Origin of the sequence: Terrimonas sp. (genome assembly GCF_003075435.1) — a bacterium.
GTDB lineage: Bacteria > Bacteroidota > Bacteroidia > Chitinophagales > Chitinophagaceae > Agriterribacter.
Map to the genome: position 1 here is coordinate 23,368 of NZ_QCZJ01000022.1, position 16,794 is coordinate 40,161.

The 16,794-nt window shown below is 38.9% G+C and carries 12 protein-coding genes; 9 read left to right on the plus strand and 3 right to left on the minus strand.

Annotation, left to right across the window (positions count from 1 at the left end):
- The first annotated feature begins 94 nt into the window (after positions 1-94).
- The 4 genes from DC498_RS19635 to DC498_RS19650 all read left to right on the plus strand — a co-directional run bounded on the left by DC498_RS19635 (position 95) and on the right by DC498_RS19650 (position 4,585).
- Entirely contained in the window at positions 95-586 is a 492-nt protein-coding gene (locus DC498_RS19635; RefSeq protein WP_116875866.1) for a YqgE/AlgH family protein, read from the plus strand.
- Positions 587-722: 136 nt separating this feature from the next.
- Entirely contained in the window at positions 723-1,145 is a 423-nt protein-coding gene (locus tag DC498_RS19640; protein ID WP_116875867.1) for a hypothetical protein, read from the plus strand.
- 12 nt (positions 1,146-1,157) lie between these two features.
- Positions 1,158-2,597 (plus strand): TlpA family protein disulfide reductase, encoded by a 1,440-nt coding sequence (locus tag DC498_RS19645; RefSeq protein WP_116875868.1) that lies wholly within the window; start codon positions 1,158-1,160, stop codon positions 2,595-2,597.
- A gap of 44 nt (positions 2,598-2,641) precedes the next feature.
- The gene (locus tag DC498_RS19650) at positions 2,642-4,585 is read left to right on the plus strand and encodes a peptidylprolyl isomerase (RefSeq protein WP_165813905.1); all 1,944 of its coding nucleotides are present in this window, start codon (positions 2,642-2,644) and stop codon (positions 4,583-4,585) included.
- An 87-nt stretch (positions 4,586-4,672) separates the two neighbouring features.
- Here the strand turns inward: DC498_RS19650 and DC498_RS19655 are convergent, their stop codons facing one another.
- Positions 4,673-5,158 carry a DinB family protein gene (locus tag DC498_RS19655; protein ID WP_116875870.1) on the minus strand — a complete coding sequence of 162 codons (486 nt, stop codon included), beginning with the start codon at positions 5,156-5,158 and terminating at the stop codon, positions 4,673-4,675.
- Positions 5,159-5,481: 323 nt separating this feature from the next.
- On the opposite strand from DC498_RS19655, the gene DC498_RS19660 reads away from it, so the two are divergent.
- The 3 genes from DC498_RS19660 (at position 5,482) to DC498_RS19670 (ending at position 10,822) form a co-directional block, all read left to right on the plus strand.
- Positions 5,482-8,463: a SusC/RagA family TonB-linked outer membrane protein gene (locus tag DC498_RS19660; RefSeq protein WP_116875871.1), complete on the plus strand. Its 2,982-nt coding sequence runs from the start codon at positions 5,482-5,484 to the stop codon at positions 8,461-8,463.
- A gap of 12 nt (positions 8,464-8,475) precedes the next feature.
- Positions 8,476-10,158 (plus strand): RagB/SusD family nutrient uptake outer membrane protein, encoded by a 1,683-nt coding sequence (locus tag DC498_RS19665; RefSeq protein WP_116875872.1) that lies wholly within the window; start codon positions 8,476-8,478, stop codon positions 10,156-10,158.
- Positions 10,159-10,285: 127 nt separating this feature from the next.
- Positions 10,286-10,822 (plus strand): hypothetical protein, encoded by a 537-nt coding sequence (locus DC498_RS19670; protein ID WP_116875873.1) that lies wholly within the window; start codon positions 10,286-10,288, stop codon positions 10,820-10,822.
- A gap of 159 nt (positions 10,823-10,981) precedes the next feature.
- Here the strand turns inward: DC498_RS19670 and DC498_RS19675 are convergent, their stop codons facing one another.
- Positions 10,982-11,749 carry an exodeoxyribonuclease III gene (locus DC498_RS19675; RefSeq protein WP_116875874.1) on the minus strand — a complete coding sequence of 256 codons (768 nt, stop codon included), beginning with the start codon at positions 11,747-11,749 and terminating at the stop codon, positions 10,982-10,984.
- A gap of 124 nt (positions 11,750-11,873) precedes the next feature.
- Here DC498_RS19675 and DC498_RS19680 point away from each other — a divergent pair, with 124 nt between their 5' ends.
- Entirely contained in the window at positions 11,874-15,002 is a 3,129-nt protein-coding gene (locus tag DC498_RS19680) for an AsmA family protein (RefSeq protein WP_116875875.1), read from the plus strand.
- A gap of 114 nt (positions 15,003-15,116) precedes the next feature.
- Here DC498_RS19680 and DC498_RS19685 read toward each other — a convergent pair whose 3' ends face one another.
- Positions 15,117-15,929, minus strand: coding sequence for a hypothetical protein (locus DC498_RS19685; protein ID WP_116875876.1), 813 nt, complete (start codon positions 15,927-15,929; stop codon positions 15,117-15,119).
- A gap of 502 nt (positions 15,930-16,431) precedes the next feature.
- Between DC498_RS19685 and DC498_RS19690 the strand changes: the two genes are divergently transcribed.
- Complete coding sequence (locus DC498_RS19690; RefSeq protein ID WP_116875928.1) at positions 16,432-16,791, plus strand: PadR family transcriptional regulator; 360 nt, start codon at positions 16,432-16,434, stop codon at positions 16,789-16,791.
- Positions 16,792-16,794 lie beyond the last annotated feature (3 nt).

Below are 16,794 nucleotides of genomic sequence, written 5' to 3' on the forward strand. Positions count from 1 at the left end.
TTGGGCATGTTAAAGATGTTATTTTAAATTTTTAAAACCATTTTTATAAATGCGTAATTCGTTAATTTAATAGCATAAGCTCAACCTTATATCAATGCATATTTCAGCAGGCACTATATTGATCAGCTCATCTTTAATGGATGATGAAAATTTCAGGAGATCAATTGTTTTTATTGCGGAACACAATGACAGGGGCGCATTGGGCTTTGTGGTAAACAAAGTATTTGACCGTTCCCTTAATGAATTGGTAGAATTCAGTAAAAGTCCTGCGTTTCCTTTATATACCGGCGGCCCGGTAGACAGAGAACACCTTTATTTTATTCACAGGCGAAGTGATCTTATTACAGCAGGCATCCCGGTTACAGATAACATATACCTGGGCGGAGATTTTAAACAGGTAATTGAGCATATTAATAATAAGATGTTGTCTGCTGCTGATATCAAAATATTTATTGGCTACTGTGGTTGGGATACTGATGAACTTGAGAAGGAAATCGCAGAAGGCAGCTGGATTATAATAGACTGTAGTAATGACGTGGTTTTTTCGGAATACCCTGGAGTGTTTCCCGGAGGTTTTTTTGATTGAAGTAACCGAACGAAAATATGTGTAACCCCAGGGTAAACGCACAATACTTAACTACACTATAACTTTTGTTTAACGGATATTTGCAGGGCTAAACGTTTTTATTGCCAATTATCTCCATAAATCATAAATATTATCTTTGAGACCGATAGACAGGCTATACAGGTATCTGAATTACAAAAAAATAAAACCTTACACTTTTGAGCAGTCTTGTAATATTTCCAATGGATATTTAAACAAACAGTTCAAAGGCAAGGGTGCAATAGGATCGGATATAGTAGAGAAAATTCACAAGAGATATGAGGATCTGAACCTTAAGTGGGTGCTGACAGGGACAGGGGAAATGATTGTAAGAAATGATAATGACCCTGTAGCTGGTAACTTTAGCCGGGGAGGCGCCGCGCCGTTATCAGCCAGGGAGGAAGTAATTGTTCTGCTACGAAAGCAGGTGGCTGTGCTGGAAGCAGCGGTGGCAGATAAGGACAGGATCATTGCTTTGCTTGAAGAGCAGCTCAATCTCAAAAAAAATTCCACATTTAAAAACGTTAACAAAGAAGATTAGCGTTCTATACATATGAAGAAAAGTATTTTTTTCGCCATCTTTATCCTTTTTCAATTTGCAGGTATCGGGCAAGCAGGCTACCAGATTAAGGTTACACTCAAACCATTTACAAAAGGGTATTTATACCTGGGGCATCATTTTGGCAGCAAGCAATATATTATTGATTCTGTAGCGCTGAATGATAAAAGTGAAGTAACATTTTCGGGGAAAGACAAACTTCCGGGCGGTGTATATATGGTTATTTTTCCTGCAAAAAACGGGTGGTTTGAAATGCTGATAGATAAACAGCAACACTTTTCTGTTGCTGCAGATACAACTGATATTATCGGCAAAATAAAATTTACCAATTCCCCGGACAATGACTTGTTTGTGGCATACCAGAAAATTGCACAGGAAAAAGGAAGGGCAATTGTTGGTCTTCAAAAGCAGTTGAAAGATAATCCTGCCAATCCCGATACTGCAAAAATTAAAACACAGATCACAAAGCTGAATACGGAAACAACAGAATACCGGGAACAATTTGTAAAAGCACACCCCACGCATTTGTTGTCTGCCATTTTTAATGTGCTGCAGGAGCCCAAAGTGCCTGATGCAACAAAACATCCGGGGGGCAAATATGACTCATTGTTCGCTTACCAATATTATAAAAAACATTATTGGGATGGCGTTTCATTTGCGGATGAGCGTTTGATGAGAACGCCGGTATTTGAACCTAAGTTTCAGCGGTATTTCAATAATGTATTGATACAACATCCGGATACATTAAGCAAAGCAGCCAATACCATTCTTGACATCTCTTCATCCAACAAGGAAATGTTCAAATACCTGCTTTCCACGCTTACAGAAAAATATATTAACCCAACATATATGGGTCAGGATGCTGTATTTGTAAATCTTTTTGAAAGGTATTATGCTCCCGGAAAAGCAGATTACTGGATGAGTGAAAAATATAAAAAGGCTGTATTTGACCGGGCTTACAGTGTGATGGCAAATTTGATTGGCGAAAAAGCCGCTGATATGAATATGGTTGACACTTCAGGAAAATCCAAACCCCTGTATAGTGTGAACGCGCCGTATATTGTTTTATGTTTTTGGGATGCTACATGCGGGCACTGCCAGGTTGAAGTGCCAAAGCTCGATTCACTTTTTCAGCATAAATGGAAAAAGCAGGGAATACAGGTATATGGTGTAATGACGGATGGAGGCAAAGATGCCTGGCTCAAATTTATACATGAACATCAGTTGAAAGACTGGATACATGTATACCAGTTACCCGAAGTTAAAGATGCTGAATACAATGCCGGAAAACCCGGCTACAAACAATTGTTTGATGTGTATCAAACACCAATGCTTTACCTGCTTGACAAAGACAAGCACATTATTGCCAAAAAACTGAATTACGAACAATTGGATGAGCTGATAGAGGTGAAATTGAAAGACAATAAAAAGTAATTATTGCCGTATACATGGTAAGCACAATAATTAAGCCGGAGCATATGAAACAAATCTTCATTGCCGTTTTTTTGGTTATATACAGTATCAACCTGTATGCACAAACATTGTTTACTTATAAAGGAGAGAAAGTAGACAAGGAAGAATTTTTACGCGCTTTTTATAAGAATAATACCGGCGATAAAAGTGAGCAGGCTATGCGTGAATACCTGAACCTTTTTATTGCTTTTAAGTTAAAGGTAAAAGCAGCTAAAGATATGCGGCTTGATACATTGGCTGGCCAGAAAAATGATGTTCAAAATTTTCGTGCGCAACTGGAAGAGGAATATACCAATGATGAAAAAATGATCCGGAGTTTAAGCAGGGAGGCTTTTGAAAGAAGCCAGAAAGATATACGGTTATCACATATTTTTATTCCGTTTGATAAGAATGCCACCAGGCGGGCCACTTCATATACCAATGGTGTTTTTTCAGATACCGCTGCCGCGTTTGCAGTGGCGCAGCAGGCATATACTGCACTGAACAATAAAGAGAATTTTACAGCTGTAGCCATGAAGTATTCACAGGATCCATCTGTGGAAACCAATAAAGGAGATATTGGGTATATAACTGTTTTTACCCTTCCTTATGCGCTGGAAAACATTGCGTATAATTTAAATACAGGTGATTATGCTCCCCCCTATAAAAGCAACCTGGGCTATCATATTATTATGAAAACAGGAGAGCGCCCGGCATTTGGCAGGATGAGCGCAGCGCAGATATTGCTGGCATATGCTACTCAACCAACTGCAGCAGAAAAAGCCGCACAATCACGCCTGGCAGATTCGTTGTATTCAATAATTATAAAAGGTGGAGATTTTGAAGCATTGGCGCGGCAATACAGTGGTGAACGAAATGCCGCTGCAACAGGCGGATTAATGCCTGATTTTGGTGTTGGACGATATGAACCGGTATTTGAAAATGCGGTATTTTCTTTACAGAAAGATGGTGATGTTACAAAGCCTTTTGAAACACCTTTCGGCATTCATATTGTAAAACGAATTAAGCATCAGCCCGTTGCGACAGATACACTGCAGATAAATACTTTGTTCAAAGACCAGGTATTGCAGGATAGCCGTGAAAAAATGGCAAGGGAGCAATTTGCTAAAGAGGTACTTAATAAAACAGGATATAAAAAAATATTTCAGAACGACGAAGAATTGTGGAACGCGACAGACAGCTTTTTAAATAATAACCGCATTATACCTTTGAAAGGTATAAATGAAAAAACAGTTTTATTTTCTATAGGCGCCGACCAGGTAACCATGAGTGACTGGACAGCTTATGTACAGGAAACGAGAAGAACAACTATTCTGCCCTATAATGAAATGATGAAACAATTTGTTGCATTAAGAGCAAACAGCTACTATCGCCGTAACCTTGAAAAATACGATAGCCGTTTCCGCGACCAGGTTGCAGAATTTTCTGATGGTAATTTATTATTTGAGGTAATGGAGAGAAAGGTTTGGAATAAAGCTGGGGAAGATAAAACAACTTTAAAAAAATATTATGATGAACATACGAGTAAGTATATGTGGGGAGAAAGTGCCGGCGTAATATTTTTTACCGTAGCAGATAAAACAACCGCAGAAGAAATAAGGAAAGATATTCAACCTTATATAAAAAAATGGAAAGGATTATCAGAAAGTACATCAGGAAAAATTATAGCGGATTCCGCCAGGTTTGATATAGCTCAGATTCCCGGCATTAATACCAGTATACAACCTGGCAAACTAACGGAAATGGTTACTGACAGTTCTGACGGCAGCGTGAATTTTGTATATATCATCAATACATATAAAGGGCCTGATCAAAAAAGTTTTGAAGAAGCCCGCGGGCTTGTAATGAATGATTACCAGGCTGTACTGGAAGAGAAATGGCTTACAGAATTAAAGAAAAAATATCCCGTTAAAGTGAATGAGAAGGTATTTAAATCATTGGTACAGTAATCAGCATGAAGTTTTACCTGTAACGTATTCATTTATTCCCGGCGCCTTTAATGTTTGTTTCCCCATGTGCAGCAAAAAATCGTGATTTCAGTTATTATTCCTGTGCGCATCATACTGTTTGGCAAGTATAACAATTTGCCCAAGGTGGTATGTGTCGTGAGATACAATACCGGAAATAAAAAAATGATAATTATAATTTCTTGCAGGAACTGTTTTTTCAAAAGATGATGTGTTGGATATTAATTCCAGCAATTCATGTTGTGTTTTTTCCAGAATGGCTTTGATATTACTCCATGCAATATCATTCTCTTTTCCAAATGCTGTAGTATCAAAAGAAGCTTCCTGGTCTAATTCCCATTTCTCTATACCATTCAAAACCTTTATCAATGCCTGCCGCCATGCAATAATATGACAAACAATCGCTGCAATAGAATGAACATTTCCATGTGGTTTCCAGAATGCTTTCCCGGTTTCTATCGTAGCCAGTGTATCCTTCAGCGGAATGCAAAGCCAGTTAGGACCTTCATACTCACTTTTTAGTCCTTCTGTTAACATTCCCGGAATTGTAGTCATAAATATGCAATGATAGATTTTGAAATAATTTGTAATAACATCAATAATGTTGCCGGAAGATGAGTTTCAATTGCTTAAATAATAATATTTTTTTCTTAACAGCTTAACATTTACGTAATGCTTAGATATTTTTTTTGCATAATGCTATGGCAATTGCGTTCAATTGCTCATTTACACTGATACTTGCCTTGTTACATCAATTCCCGGGAATATTCAAATTACAAAAAAATGCAAACGTTTGCAAGAGTTGTGAACTAACCAAATCAAAATTATAATACTATGTTTACCTGCAACAAATTAATTAACCAAAATTACCTAAGCTTATGAGACAACGATTGCTATGGTTAATGGTATTGCTATTACCATTATCTCTGTGCCTGTCGGCGCAAGCTCAAAAAACCGTAACCGGTACCGTTAAAACCGAAACCGGTGAAGCAGTTGCCGGTGCTACTGTTACGGCAGAAAATGTTTCCTCCAGATCGAGATCAACCGTTACAACTGATGGCGAGGGCGTATTTACTTTTTCAGGACTCGCAAACGGGCGCTACAATTTTACTATAAGTTATGTAGGTTATGCTACAGAGTCAGTAAATGGCACTGTTGGTGATAACGGTCTGCAGCTTTCAGTTACTTTAAGAGTGGCTGCCCAAAACCTTGAAGATGTGGTGGTGGTGGGCTACGGTACCCAGCGTAAAAAAGATGTGACGGGTGCTGTAAAATCAGTAAAGGCTGAATCTTTTAACAGGGGTATTGTAAATAACCCGCAACAATTATTGCAAGGTAAGGTTGCCGGTGTAAACATCACCAGCACAAGCGGTGAGCCCGGCGCCAATACAAATATCGTAATTCGCGGGGCTGGTACTGTTAGAGGTGGCAGCGGGCCTTTGTTTGTGATTGATGGCGTTCCGCTTGATAATGCAGGTACCGGCGGCGGAGATCCTTTGAACTTTTTAAATCCACAGGATATCGCGTCAATGGATGTACTTAAAGATGCATCCGCTACAGCTATATATGGTTCACGCGGCGCTAATGGTGTAGTGATTGTTACTACCAAAAGAGGACGTGCCGGAACTTCTACTTTAAATTATACCTCCAGTGCCGGCATTTCGAATGTAGCACGCATGCTGCCTGTATTTTCTACTGAAGAATTTAAAAAGCAGGTAGTAGCTGTAGGCGGAGATCTTGAAGACGAAGGTTCTTCAACCAACTGGCAGAAGGAAATTTTCAGGAAAGGAACAACTTTCGAAAACAATCTCACATTAAGCGGCGGTGCTAATAAGCTGGTTTATTATGCTTCATTAAATGCGCAAAATCAAAACGGTATTTTAAAAGGAAGCAACCTCAAGAGATATACCGGAAGATTTAACGCTACACAAAAATTTCTTGATGATCGTTTATCCGTTGACGTTAATCTGACGGCAAGCAATACGAATAATCGTCGTCCGCCGATAGAATCTTTATTGGGAAGTGCTATTTCCAATAATCCTACTTTTCCTGCACGTGATGCTGATGGCAATCCTGCAAAATTCGAGAATATGAGTAACCCGTTGCTCGAATTGGAATTGTATAAAGATGTGGCAAGCATCAACCGTATAATGGGAAATATTTCCCCTACCGTCAAAATAATTGACGGACTTACTTACCGTCTTAATTTTGGTATTGACAACTCCAACAGTACCCGCGATTATGTTTCTTATGCAAGCGCGGTTCCTCAAAGGGACGGAAGACTTGAAACGCAATTGACACATATCCGCAACAGGCTTATTGAAAATTATCTTACTTATACTACTGATATAAACAAGCATAGCATTTCTGCTTTAGCAGGTCATTCTTATCAGAATATCCTGTATCATTTCCGGGGTTACAGTGTAAATAAACTACCGATTAATGATCTTGATCCTGTTTACAATCCCGGTAGCGGACAAGAGTTAACGCTTGCAAATAATAAGCCTTATGGTAATGCAAACATTAATGAGATACAGTCTTTTTTTGCACGTATCAACTATGGCTTTGATAACAGGTATATGCTGACTGTTAATTTCAGGATGGATGGTTCAACCAAATTTGGAGAAAACAATAAATACGGCTATTTCCCGTCATTTTCTGCCAAATGGAATATTAAAGGAGAAGAATTCATGAAGAATTCCGCTTTCAGTGCATTGGCACTCAGGGCTGGCTGGGGATTGACCGGTAACCAGGAAATTCCACCAAAAGTTACACAGGCATTATATCAAACAACCGTTTCTTCAGGTTCAAGTTATCCTTTGTATCCAACAGGAGCTTACCCCGGCGGTACGGTATATTCAAGGTTGGCTAATCCCAACCTCAAATGGGAAGTTTCCCGCCAAACCAATATCGGCTTAGACTTTGGATTACTGGATGGTGCATTGAGCGGTTCAATAGACTGGTTCCATAAAGTATCAGAAAACATTTTATTATCTATTCCTCCACAAGATCCTGTTCAGCCAAGTCCCCAGTACTGGGCTAATATACCAGGCATGGAAATTACCAACACCGGCGTGGAAATTGACCTGGAGTACAGAAAAAAATTCTCTGCTAATTTAACCTGGGGTATTGGTGGTAATGCCACTTTCATGAAAAATAATGTAACCGGTTCTCCCTACCAGGTAATATTCTCTGGTTATGCAACCGGTTCAGGGCTTACCAGCGCTACATTAAATGGTTATATCAATAATCAGCCTATAGGCACATTTTACCTGCTTGAATTTACAGGTATAGGTGCTGATGGTACAAGCCAGTATGCAGATACGGATAAAGACGGCGTGGTAACTGCAAAAGATCGTATTGCAGCCGGTACAGCTGTACCAAAATACCTCTACAACTTCTTTACCAATCTTTCTTACAAAGGTTTTGATTTCAGTGTGAACTTTAACGGCGTTGGCGGTAACAAGATTTATGACAATACTGCTACATCTAATTTTTACAGAGCAAAAATTGCCAAGAATGTAAATACCACTTCAGAAGCGGTACAGTATGCTAATGAATCCATTAATAACCCGGCAAGTGTTAGCACAAGGTATCTGAAAGATGGCGCCTTCCTGAGGCTTAATAATGCTATGTTGGCTTATAACTTCAAAACAAGCAGCCTTGGTATTCAGAAATGGATTACCGGTTTGCGCCTGTCTGTTACAGCGCAAAACCTGTTTGTAATTACCAAATATGATGGATACGATCCTGAGGTAAATGGCGAAAGACCGATTGACGGGGTATTGTCTTACGGTATAGATTACCTGAGCTATCCCAAAGCGCGTTCGGTTATTTTCGGTTTAAATCTGTCATTCTAAAATTTGAACAAAATGATCAAGAAAATATTTTATATCCTTTCATTATCTGCAGTAGTAACTGTGCTCGGCAGTTGTACTAAGTTAAATGAAGAAATACTGGATGAAACATCCAGTACAGGATCAACAGATAAAGAAATTGCGGAAGGTATTATAGCGCCTGTATATGCCATTCTTCCGGGCTTATTTCAACATACGCAGTATTTCGCATTACAGCAAATATCAACTGATGAGGCTATTCTGCCATACAGGGGCGGAACAGACTGGGGTGATAATGGTATTTATATTTCGCTGCACAAGCATGAAACAACCAGTAGTGATCCGAATGTTAGGAATGTTTGGAATAACATTACCCAGGGAATTTCAAGAACTGTTTTAGCGCTCAATACTTTGAATACTAATACAGATTCAAATACCCCTTTATTTATTGCAGAAGCAAGGGGCATGCGTGCCTATTATAATCTTTTGTGCCTCGATTTATTTGGAATTGCTTTTCAGAAAGATAACCTGGATGTAACTTCTACTGTTTTAAGAGGGAGTGAGGCAATAGAATACATTAAGTCAGAACTGCTTGCGATTGAGCCCATCGTTCGCGATGATACAGGGCCGGGCAGGATTACAAAAGCGGCTGTATGGGGATTGCTCGCAAGATTACATTTGCAATCAGCAGTATACAGGGATATTTATGCATCATCATTCTCCTTTACCAGCGATGATATGGATAAGGTGATCCAATACTGCGATAATATCATCAATTCAGGCAAGTTTGCGCTTTCACCTGAATATTTTGAAGTATTTGATGATGAAAATCACACCAATAAAGAATTGATTTTCGCGGTGGATCAGAGAGCAGATCTGAACGGGCATAACCGTATGGCATACTTCTCCCTGTCCGGCGATCAGTTTCCTTTACCTGCTTACCCTGGTGCAAATGGCACAGATGGTCCTGGCATTACTTCAGATTTTTATCAGTCATGGGCACAGGCCTATGCACCTGATGATCCTGCTGATATGGATGGACGTTTCCTTAAACGTAATCTCGATACAACGCAAACCTGCCTTCCTGCCAACCAGTTTGAAATTGACCGTGGTATATTAAGGGGGCAACAATATGGACTGATAAGAACAAATGGTGTTTTTGAAACCTGTGGTAACGGAGATATGAAGGTGGGCAAGTTATATAACAATACCCGTAACCGCCCTGATTTGCCTGTGTACTTTACAGAGTTGATTGATTTCACTACTGCAGGCAGCAATTACAACAACGGTTACAGAGTAGAGAAATATGAATTCAGCAAAGGTTCAGTAAGTGGCAGAAATTTTGGAGAACATGATATTGTTATTTTGCGCCTCGCTGATATTTACCTGATGCGTGCCGAAGCTAAACTGCGTAAAGGCTCAGGTAATGAAGCTGCTGCTCTTGCAGATGTAAATACAGTACGTGCTTCAAGAACAGCCCGTATAACTCCCCCGGCATTAACGGAGATGAATCTCGATTTACTTTTCCGTGAAAGAGGTTTTGAATTGTATTGGGAAAATGTTCGTCGTACCGATATGATCCGTTTCGGAAAATACGAAGGTACATGGACAGAGAAAACAAACTCAGATACTAAAAAGAGAATATTCCCCATACCGCAAAATGCCATTGATGGAGCATCGAGCCTTCCGGGTTACCTGGTGCAGAATGACGGATATTGATATTAATTTATAGAAATAGAAAACCGGGGTTGCATAATGCAGCCCCGGTTTTTTATTTCAGAACAGGGAGGCTATTGAAAGAAAATATCTTTTTTTATACAGCGTTTTAGGTAAAACTCTTTCGCGTATGAAACTGGTTTTTTATGCTATCGGCTGCACTTTCGCTTTATGGTCAATCTCCTGCAAAAAAATTTCGGAGTTAACGAAGTTTGATATGAAGTATAATTGCGAAACAACAATACAAGCCGGAGTAGCAACACTCATCCCATTCGACATTAATACTCCCGATGTGGAAACTCAATCTGAAGATCAGTTTGAGGGACATAATACTGCTAAAAATCTTATTGAAACAATCACATTAAAAGAGATGAAAATTACGATCACCAATCCTGAGGATCAAAGCTTTGATTTTTTAAAAAGTATTGAGGTATATATTTCTGCAGATAGCCAGGAAGAACTGAAAGCCGCCTGGAAAAATAATATGCCGGATGCCGGTGTGAAGGAGATCGTTTTAGAGTGCAGTAACGCGAATTTAAAACCGTACCTGATGAACGATAAATATAAGCTTCGTTTAAAAACCACAACTGATAAAGTGCTGAATAAAGATGTAACCATCAGGATATCCAGCACATTTCGTGTTGATGCTAAGATATTAGGATTGTAACCATGATTGCCTGCAAGATACAAGCCATGCTTATTGCGCATTTCTGTGGCTATTTAACGAATATTTCTGGCTGTAACACCCCCCTGCAACCTGCAACAAAATTCAGGCTCACATCTATCCTTTCACTTCTCAGGTTTTACTAATTTTCCATTCACTAACTTACCGCTTTATCTCCAGGTATACCGGGCAATGATCACTATGCTTTACATCAGGATATATTTCCGCATCAACCAGCCTGTTGCGCAAAGGTTCGGTAACGTTTATATAATCAATTCTCCAACCTTTATTATTTAGTCTTACGCTCGGAAACCGCTGGCTCCACCAGCTATATCTATGTGGTTCCGGATGAAATACGCGAAAAGTATCAATCCATTTACTTTCAATATACTTATCCATCCAGGTTCTCTCCTCCGGCAAAAATCCGGAAGACTTTTTGTTTCCTTTGGGATCATGAATATCTATTTCTTTATGCGCAATATTGTAGTCACCACATAAAATAAGATTAGGGAATTGCAGCCGTAATTTTTCGAGGTATACAAAAAACTCATCCAGCCATTCATATTTGAATGATTGCCTTTCATCGCCGCTGGTGCCGGAAGGGAAATAAGCATTGATCAGCCGGATATCTCCAAAATCGAGCTGAATTACCCGTCCTTCATCGTCACTTACCTTATGCCCCGTACCAAACACAACATTATCCGGCCTTATTTTAGTAAATACTGCCACACCGCTATAGCCTTTTTTTTGAGCACTATACCAGTAATCGTGGTAGCCAAGATCATTGAAAAGGGTATGATCAACGTTCTCTTTTTGCGCCTTGGTTTCCTGGATGCAGATAACATCCGCAGGATCGGTTTTCAGCCAATCTAAAAAACCTTTATTAATAGCGGCACGAATGCCATTGAGATTATAAGATATAATACGCATATATAATTTGATAAAACGTTATAAATGCAAGATATGATAAGCGATGCAAAATAGGTATTAGTATATAATTGCTTATTATATTTATATTAATGTGGTAGTTTTGCCGCCGTTATTATTCAAACTTATGAAACCATTTACGAAGGGGGCGCTTGTGAAAGCGCTGAAAATATGTAGTATAGGTATACTTTCCATACTCGCGCTTTTATTCATATTACCATTCATCTTTCCGGAGGCTATTTCAAAAAAGATCAAAGCATTTGCTAATGAATCCATTACCAGTAAACTGGACTTTTCCGGCGCTTCCCTGTCTTTCTTTAATCATTTTCCTTCGCTTACGCTTACCATAAAAGATGTAAGCATTTTAGGGTCAGCACCATTTCAAAAAGATACACTGGTGGGTGCTAAGGAAGTGGCATTTGGTATTGACGTAACTACCATTTTTTCTGATGCCATAAAGATCAATAAAATATATTTCTCCAATGCAGATATTAATGTTAAGGTGAATAAAGAAGGTAAGGCGAGCTACAATATTTACAAATCTTCCTCAACAGAAAGTACAGATACAATTGCTTCCAATACCGGCCTGCGCCTCGAAAGCATAATACTGGAAAATTGTAACCTGCATTATGATGATGAATCTGTTCCTGTCGCCATTATAGCCAATAACCTGAATTATACCGGCAAAGGAGACCTCTCAAAATCCGTGTTCGATTTAGATACACGGATGTCTGCTGACTCTTTCAGCTTTGTTTATAACGGTGAAGCCTACGTGAATAAGAAACCGTTGAAAGCCAAACTTATTACAAAAGTAAATACCAATTCGCTTGCGCTTGTTTTTGAAAAAAACAGGATACGCATTAATCACTTGCCGGTGTTCTTTGAAGGCCATTTTGATTTTCTGAAGAATGGTTACGATATGGATTTCAGGTTATCTTCTACCAAAGCCACCTTAGAAGAGATCATTTCCGCTATTCCACCCGACCTGGGAACCTGGCTTGATGATACAAAAGTGAAGGGTAAAGCTAAATTCAATATGCAGTTGAAAGGTATCTACAGTAAGGAAATGAACGCCGCGCCGGATCTTGATCTGTCTGTTGATATCAATGGCGGGTATATATCACATAAAAACGCGCCGGTTCCTGTGGAAAATCTTTTGATCAGGCTTGATGCAGATATCCCGTCGCTTAATACCGACAGTATGCATGTGAATATAGATACGCTTTGCTTCACTTTAGGCAAAGGATATTTCAATGCAGTTTCTCATACAATAGGTTTAGCCCAACCGTTTATCAATTCGGTTGTAAAGGCGGATATTGATCTTGAAAATTGGGACAGGGCATTGGGTTTGAATGATATAGATTTAAAAGGACAATGCACCATTGATTTTAAAGCAAATGGCAAATACACAAAAGCCCAGAATCCAGCTAAATGGCGGAAGGATATTATCATCACCAGCATACCTGTATTTCAATTGCAATCAACAATAAAAAACGGCTACGTCAAATTTACTTCGCTGCCGCAGGCATTACACGATATCAGCTTTGATATTAAGAGCGCCTGTGCAGACAGCAATTACAGGCATACTACTGTAGAGATAGATAATATTAACGCAGTTGCATTGAATAATAACATCAAAGGTTATGCGAAAATTGCTAACCCTGGCGAGCCGGAAATAGAAGCTGATATAACATCCAGTCTTAAACTGGAGGATATCAAACAGTTTATTCCTGTTGAAAAGTTTAATATAGCCGGCGACCTCGTACTGGCTGTAAAAGTAAAAGGCGTATACAGCCCGGAAAAAAAATTATTCCCGGTTACAGAGGGAAAACTGCAGCTACAAAACGGAACACTGCAAACAATATATTATCCCAATCCTGTTCAAAAAATAAATATTATAACGGATATAGTTAATGCAGACGGCACATTGGCAGGTACCGCTATACAGGTTCAACCGGTGAGTTTTGAATTTGAAGGACAGCCGTTTACCATAAAAGCTGATATCAAAAATCCTGATGATGTGCAGTATAATATTCAATCAGCAGGAACCATTGATCTTGGTAAAATATATAAGGTATTTGCGGTAAATGGTTATGATGTTACCGGATTAATAGAGGCAAATCTTAATATAAAAGGAAAACAAAGCGATGCCGCCGCCGGAAAATATCAACTACTGGTAAATTCAGGAGAGCTGAAATTGAAAGAGGTAAAATTGTACGCCGAATCATTTCCTTTGCCATTTACTATACATACCGGCATCTTCGGTTTTAAGCAGGACAAAATGTGGTTCAATGAATTTAATGGCGGCTATGGGTCATCTTCTTTTATAATGAATGGATACCTTAATAATGTGATCAATTATTTTGTGGGTAATGATGAAAAGCTTTATGGAAAATTTTCGGTAAAATCTGATTACATAAATGTAAGCGAGTTTACCGCGTTCGCATCCGGTGATTCAACACAACAATATACAACCGATACTGCTACAGGGCAGGGTGTGGTGATGATCCCGGATAATCTTTCCGTAAGCCTTGATGCCAATATTAAAAAGGTAAATTACGATAGTATATTCATCAATGATTTTAAAGGACAACTTGCTGTTGATACGGGGAAGATCACATTAAAAGATGTTGCTTTCAAATTAATTGATGCTTCTTTTAAAATGAATGCTTCTTATTATGGCGAAACACCGGGCAAAGCTTTTTTTGACTTTAAAGTGAAGGCTGACTCATTTTCTATAGCAAAAGCATATAACGAAATTCCTATGTTTCGCGCAATGGCTTCCTCAGCATCTTCCATACAGGGAATTACAGGACTTGACTATACATTAGCAGGAAGACTTGATAAAAATATGAATGTAGTATATCCTTCTTTAAAAGGCGGTGGTGTGCTAACATTAAAGCAGGTAAAGCTTATGGGTTTTAAAATGATGAATGCCGTAAGCAGGGAAACAGATTATAAGGATTTAAAAGATGCCGATGTTAAAGGTGTAGCAGTAAAAACAAAGATCAATAATAATATCATTACCCTTGAAAGAGTTAAACTTCGCATAGCCGGTTTGCGTCCGCGGTTTGAAGGGCAGGTTAGTTTTGATGGCATGTTAAACCTGAAAGGAAGAATTGGCTTACCGCCATTAGGCATTATAGGTATTCCGCTTATGGTTTCGGGTACAAGCGATGAGCCCAACGTAAAATTGAAAAGAGATAAAGAAGGTAAATTGCTGCAGGAAAAAGAAGATGAGGCTGCAGAAGAGTAGAAACCAGGTATGCCTTAATTGGTGCGGAGAATAGAACACGGATGAAACGGATGTGACGGATATTCACGGAAACTACCCGCTTTATCCGGTGCCATCTTTGTATTCCGTGTGCCATTAACCCTTACTTCTTTTCCCTATCGGAACATTTGCCCCCACATTTAAAATCATTTCATAAGTACCGAAAGCATGTTTGGCTGTGCCTTCATAAATTTTAAGATTAGAATAACGGGCATAATCCAATTTGTTGGCATACTCAATAAAACCGTATTTAAAAAAGCTTGCTTTTAAAGTTGCTTCAACTCCAACATTCCAACCGCCCAGCTGAAAATGAGGTTTATTTTTATTTCCAAAAAAGCTGTTCTCTACATGCGGTATTACAGGACCTACACCTGCTTTGCCAAGAAAGTCCAGTTTAAAATTACCATGGCTGCTTTCAAATATTTTATAGCGCTTTACCACATTAAACAGCAGGAAATTTGCCCCGTTATTGAGATAATAAAAAAAGCCATCCCTGTTGGCAAATCGAATAGTGGTATCAACATTCCGCCCGTTCAGCTTTCCTGTCAGCGATATATCCTGCTCATCTTCAATAATAAACTTGGTGTGGTCAAAATTGATCTCAAATCCCCAGCCTTTTTCAGGATTAAAAAAATAGCCAAGCCTGTAACTATACTGGGGGATGGTAATGGGTTTTTGCAAAAGCTTGCTATCCCAGCCCCTTCTGTCGTGTCCTTTTACGCGGTTAAAAGTATAATCGTTGCCTAAAGATGGCTGGTTAATGCGTACGTTGCTCCTGGTATACCATTCTGTATTATATCCCCATGAAAAATAGAGCTCACCTTTGGATTTTTTATTTTCCTGTGCGAGCAGGTTGCCTGTCAATAATATACAAACTAAAAAGGTGAGGGTTGCTGTTGATTTCTGCATAGTGAATGGTTGAGCGATGCTTTTCGATGTTTTACTATTTTGGGTGGCAAAGCTAAGTAATTGAATTAAAGAGAGTTATTTTATTTTGGTTAATCAATAATAAACGGAAAATCATTCAGGTTAATTGTTCTGCAGTAATTCCTGACTTTACTGCCATCTCTTCATTACCATTTATCAATTAAATATACCACTCATCCAATCATGAAACTTTTTTTAATAACGTAAAATTTCATGAAATGCAGTGTGGTAGCGTATTCTATTCAAAACCTATAATTATTCACTACCAACTACTGAAATAAAAATGGTACTATGTATTGCATAGTATTAAAAAAGTATTTAGATTTGTGTCAGATTAGTAATCAATCCAAAATAGCCGGGTAAATATTGAGAAAGGAAATAACGAACAGGCGATTTTAGAATAGGATTGAAAAGGATGGAACAAAATTTTTCACAGCCCCCATCATTCACGGCCGGAAGGATGAGGGAAAAATCTCCTAAGATTATGAATATCGAGAACACGCAGAGTCAGATGAGAAAAGGAGTGCTTGAGTTCTGTATTTTGTCTATCATAAAACGCGGGGAGGTCTACCCGAGTGATATAATAGATGAAATGAAAAAAGCCAACCTTAATATTCTGGAAGGTACACTGTACCCCCTGCTTACCAGGTTAAAGAACGCCGATTTACTAACTTACCGGTGGGTGGAAAGTACCGGAGGACCACCCCGTAAGTATTTCTCGCTAACGGATAAGGGTGCAGCATTTTACGCCGAACTGGAAGCAACATGGAACGAGTTAGCTGGCGCAGTGCAGGCTCTTACTCAAAATGGAGTAAACATCAACTCCGGCAACTTCAACCAATAAAAA

Excerpts from the sequence above, each read along its gene's own strand:
- DC498_RS19635 (WP_116875866.1), top strand. The coding sequence starts at position 95 with ATGCATATTTCAGCAGGCACTATATTGATCAGCTCATCTTTAATGGAT.
- DC498_RS19645 (WP_116875868.1), top strand. The coding sequence starts at position 1,158 with ATGAAGAAAAGTATTTTTTTCGCCATCTTTATCCTTTTTCAATTTGCA.
- DC498_RS19650 (WP_165813905.1), top strand. The coding sequence starts at position 2,642 with ATGAAACAAATCTTCATTGCCGTTTTTTTGGTTATATACAGTATCAAC.
- DC498_RS19655 (WP_116875870.1), bottom strand. The coding sequence starts at position 5,158 with ATGACTACAATTCCGGGAATGTTAACAGAAGGACTAAAAAGTGAGTAT.
- DC498_RS19660 (WP_116875871.1), top strand. The coding sequence starts at position 5,482 with ATGAGACAACGATTGCTATGGTTAATGGTATTGCTATTACCATTATCT.
- DC498_RS19665 (WP_116875872.1), top strand. The coding sequence starts at position 8,476 with ATGATCAAGAAAATATTTTATATCCTTTCATTATCTGCAGTAGTAACT.
- DC498_RS19670 (WP_116875873.1), top strand. The coding sequence starts at position 10,286 with ATGAAACTGGTTTTTTATGCTATCGGCTGCACTTTCGCTTTATGGTCA.
- DC498_RS19675 (WP_116875874.1), bottom strand. The coding sequence starts at position 11,749 with ATGCGTATTATATCTTATAATCTCAATGGCATTCGTGCCGCTATTAAT.
- DC498_RS19680 (WP_116875875.1), top strand. The coding sequence starts at position 11,874 with ATGAAACCATTTACGAAGGGGGCGCTTGTGAAAGCGCTGAAAATATGT.
- DC498_RS19685 (WP_116875876.1), bottom strand. The coding sequence starts at position 15,929 with ATGCAGAAATCAACAGCAACCCTCACCTTTTTAGTTTGTATATTATTG.
- DC498_RS19690 (WP_116875928.1), top strand. The coding sequence starts at position 16,432 with ATGAATATCGAGAACACGCAGAGTCAGATGAGAAAAGGAGTGCTTGAG.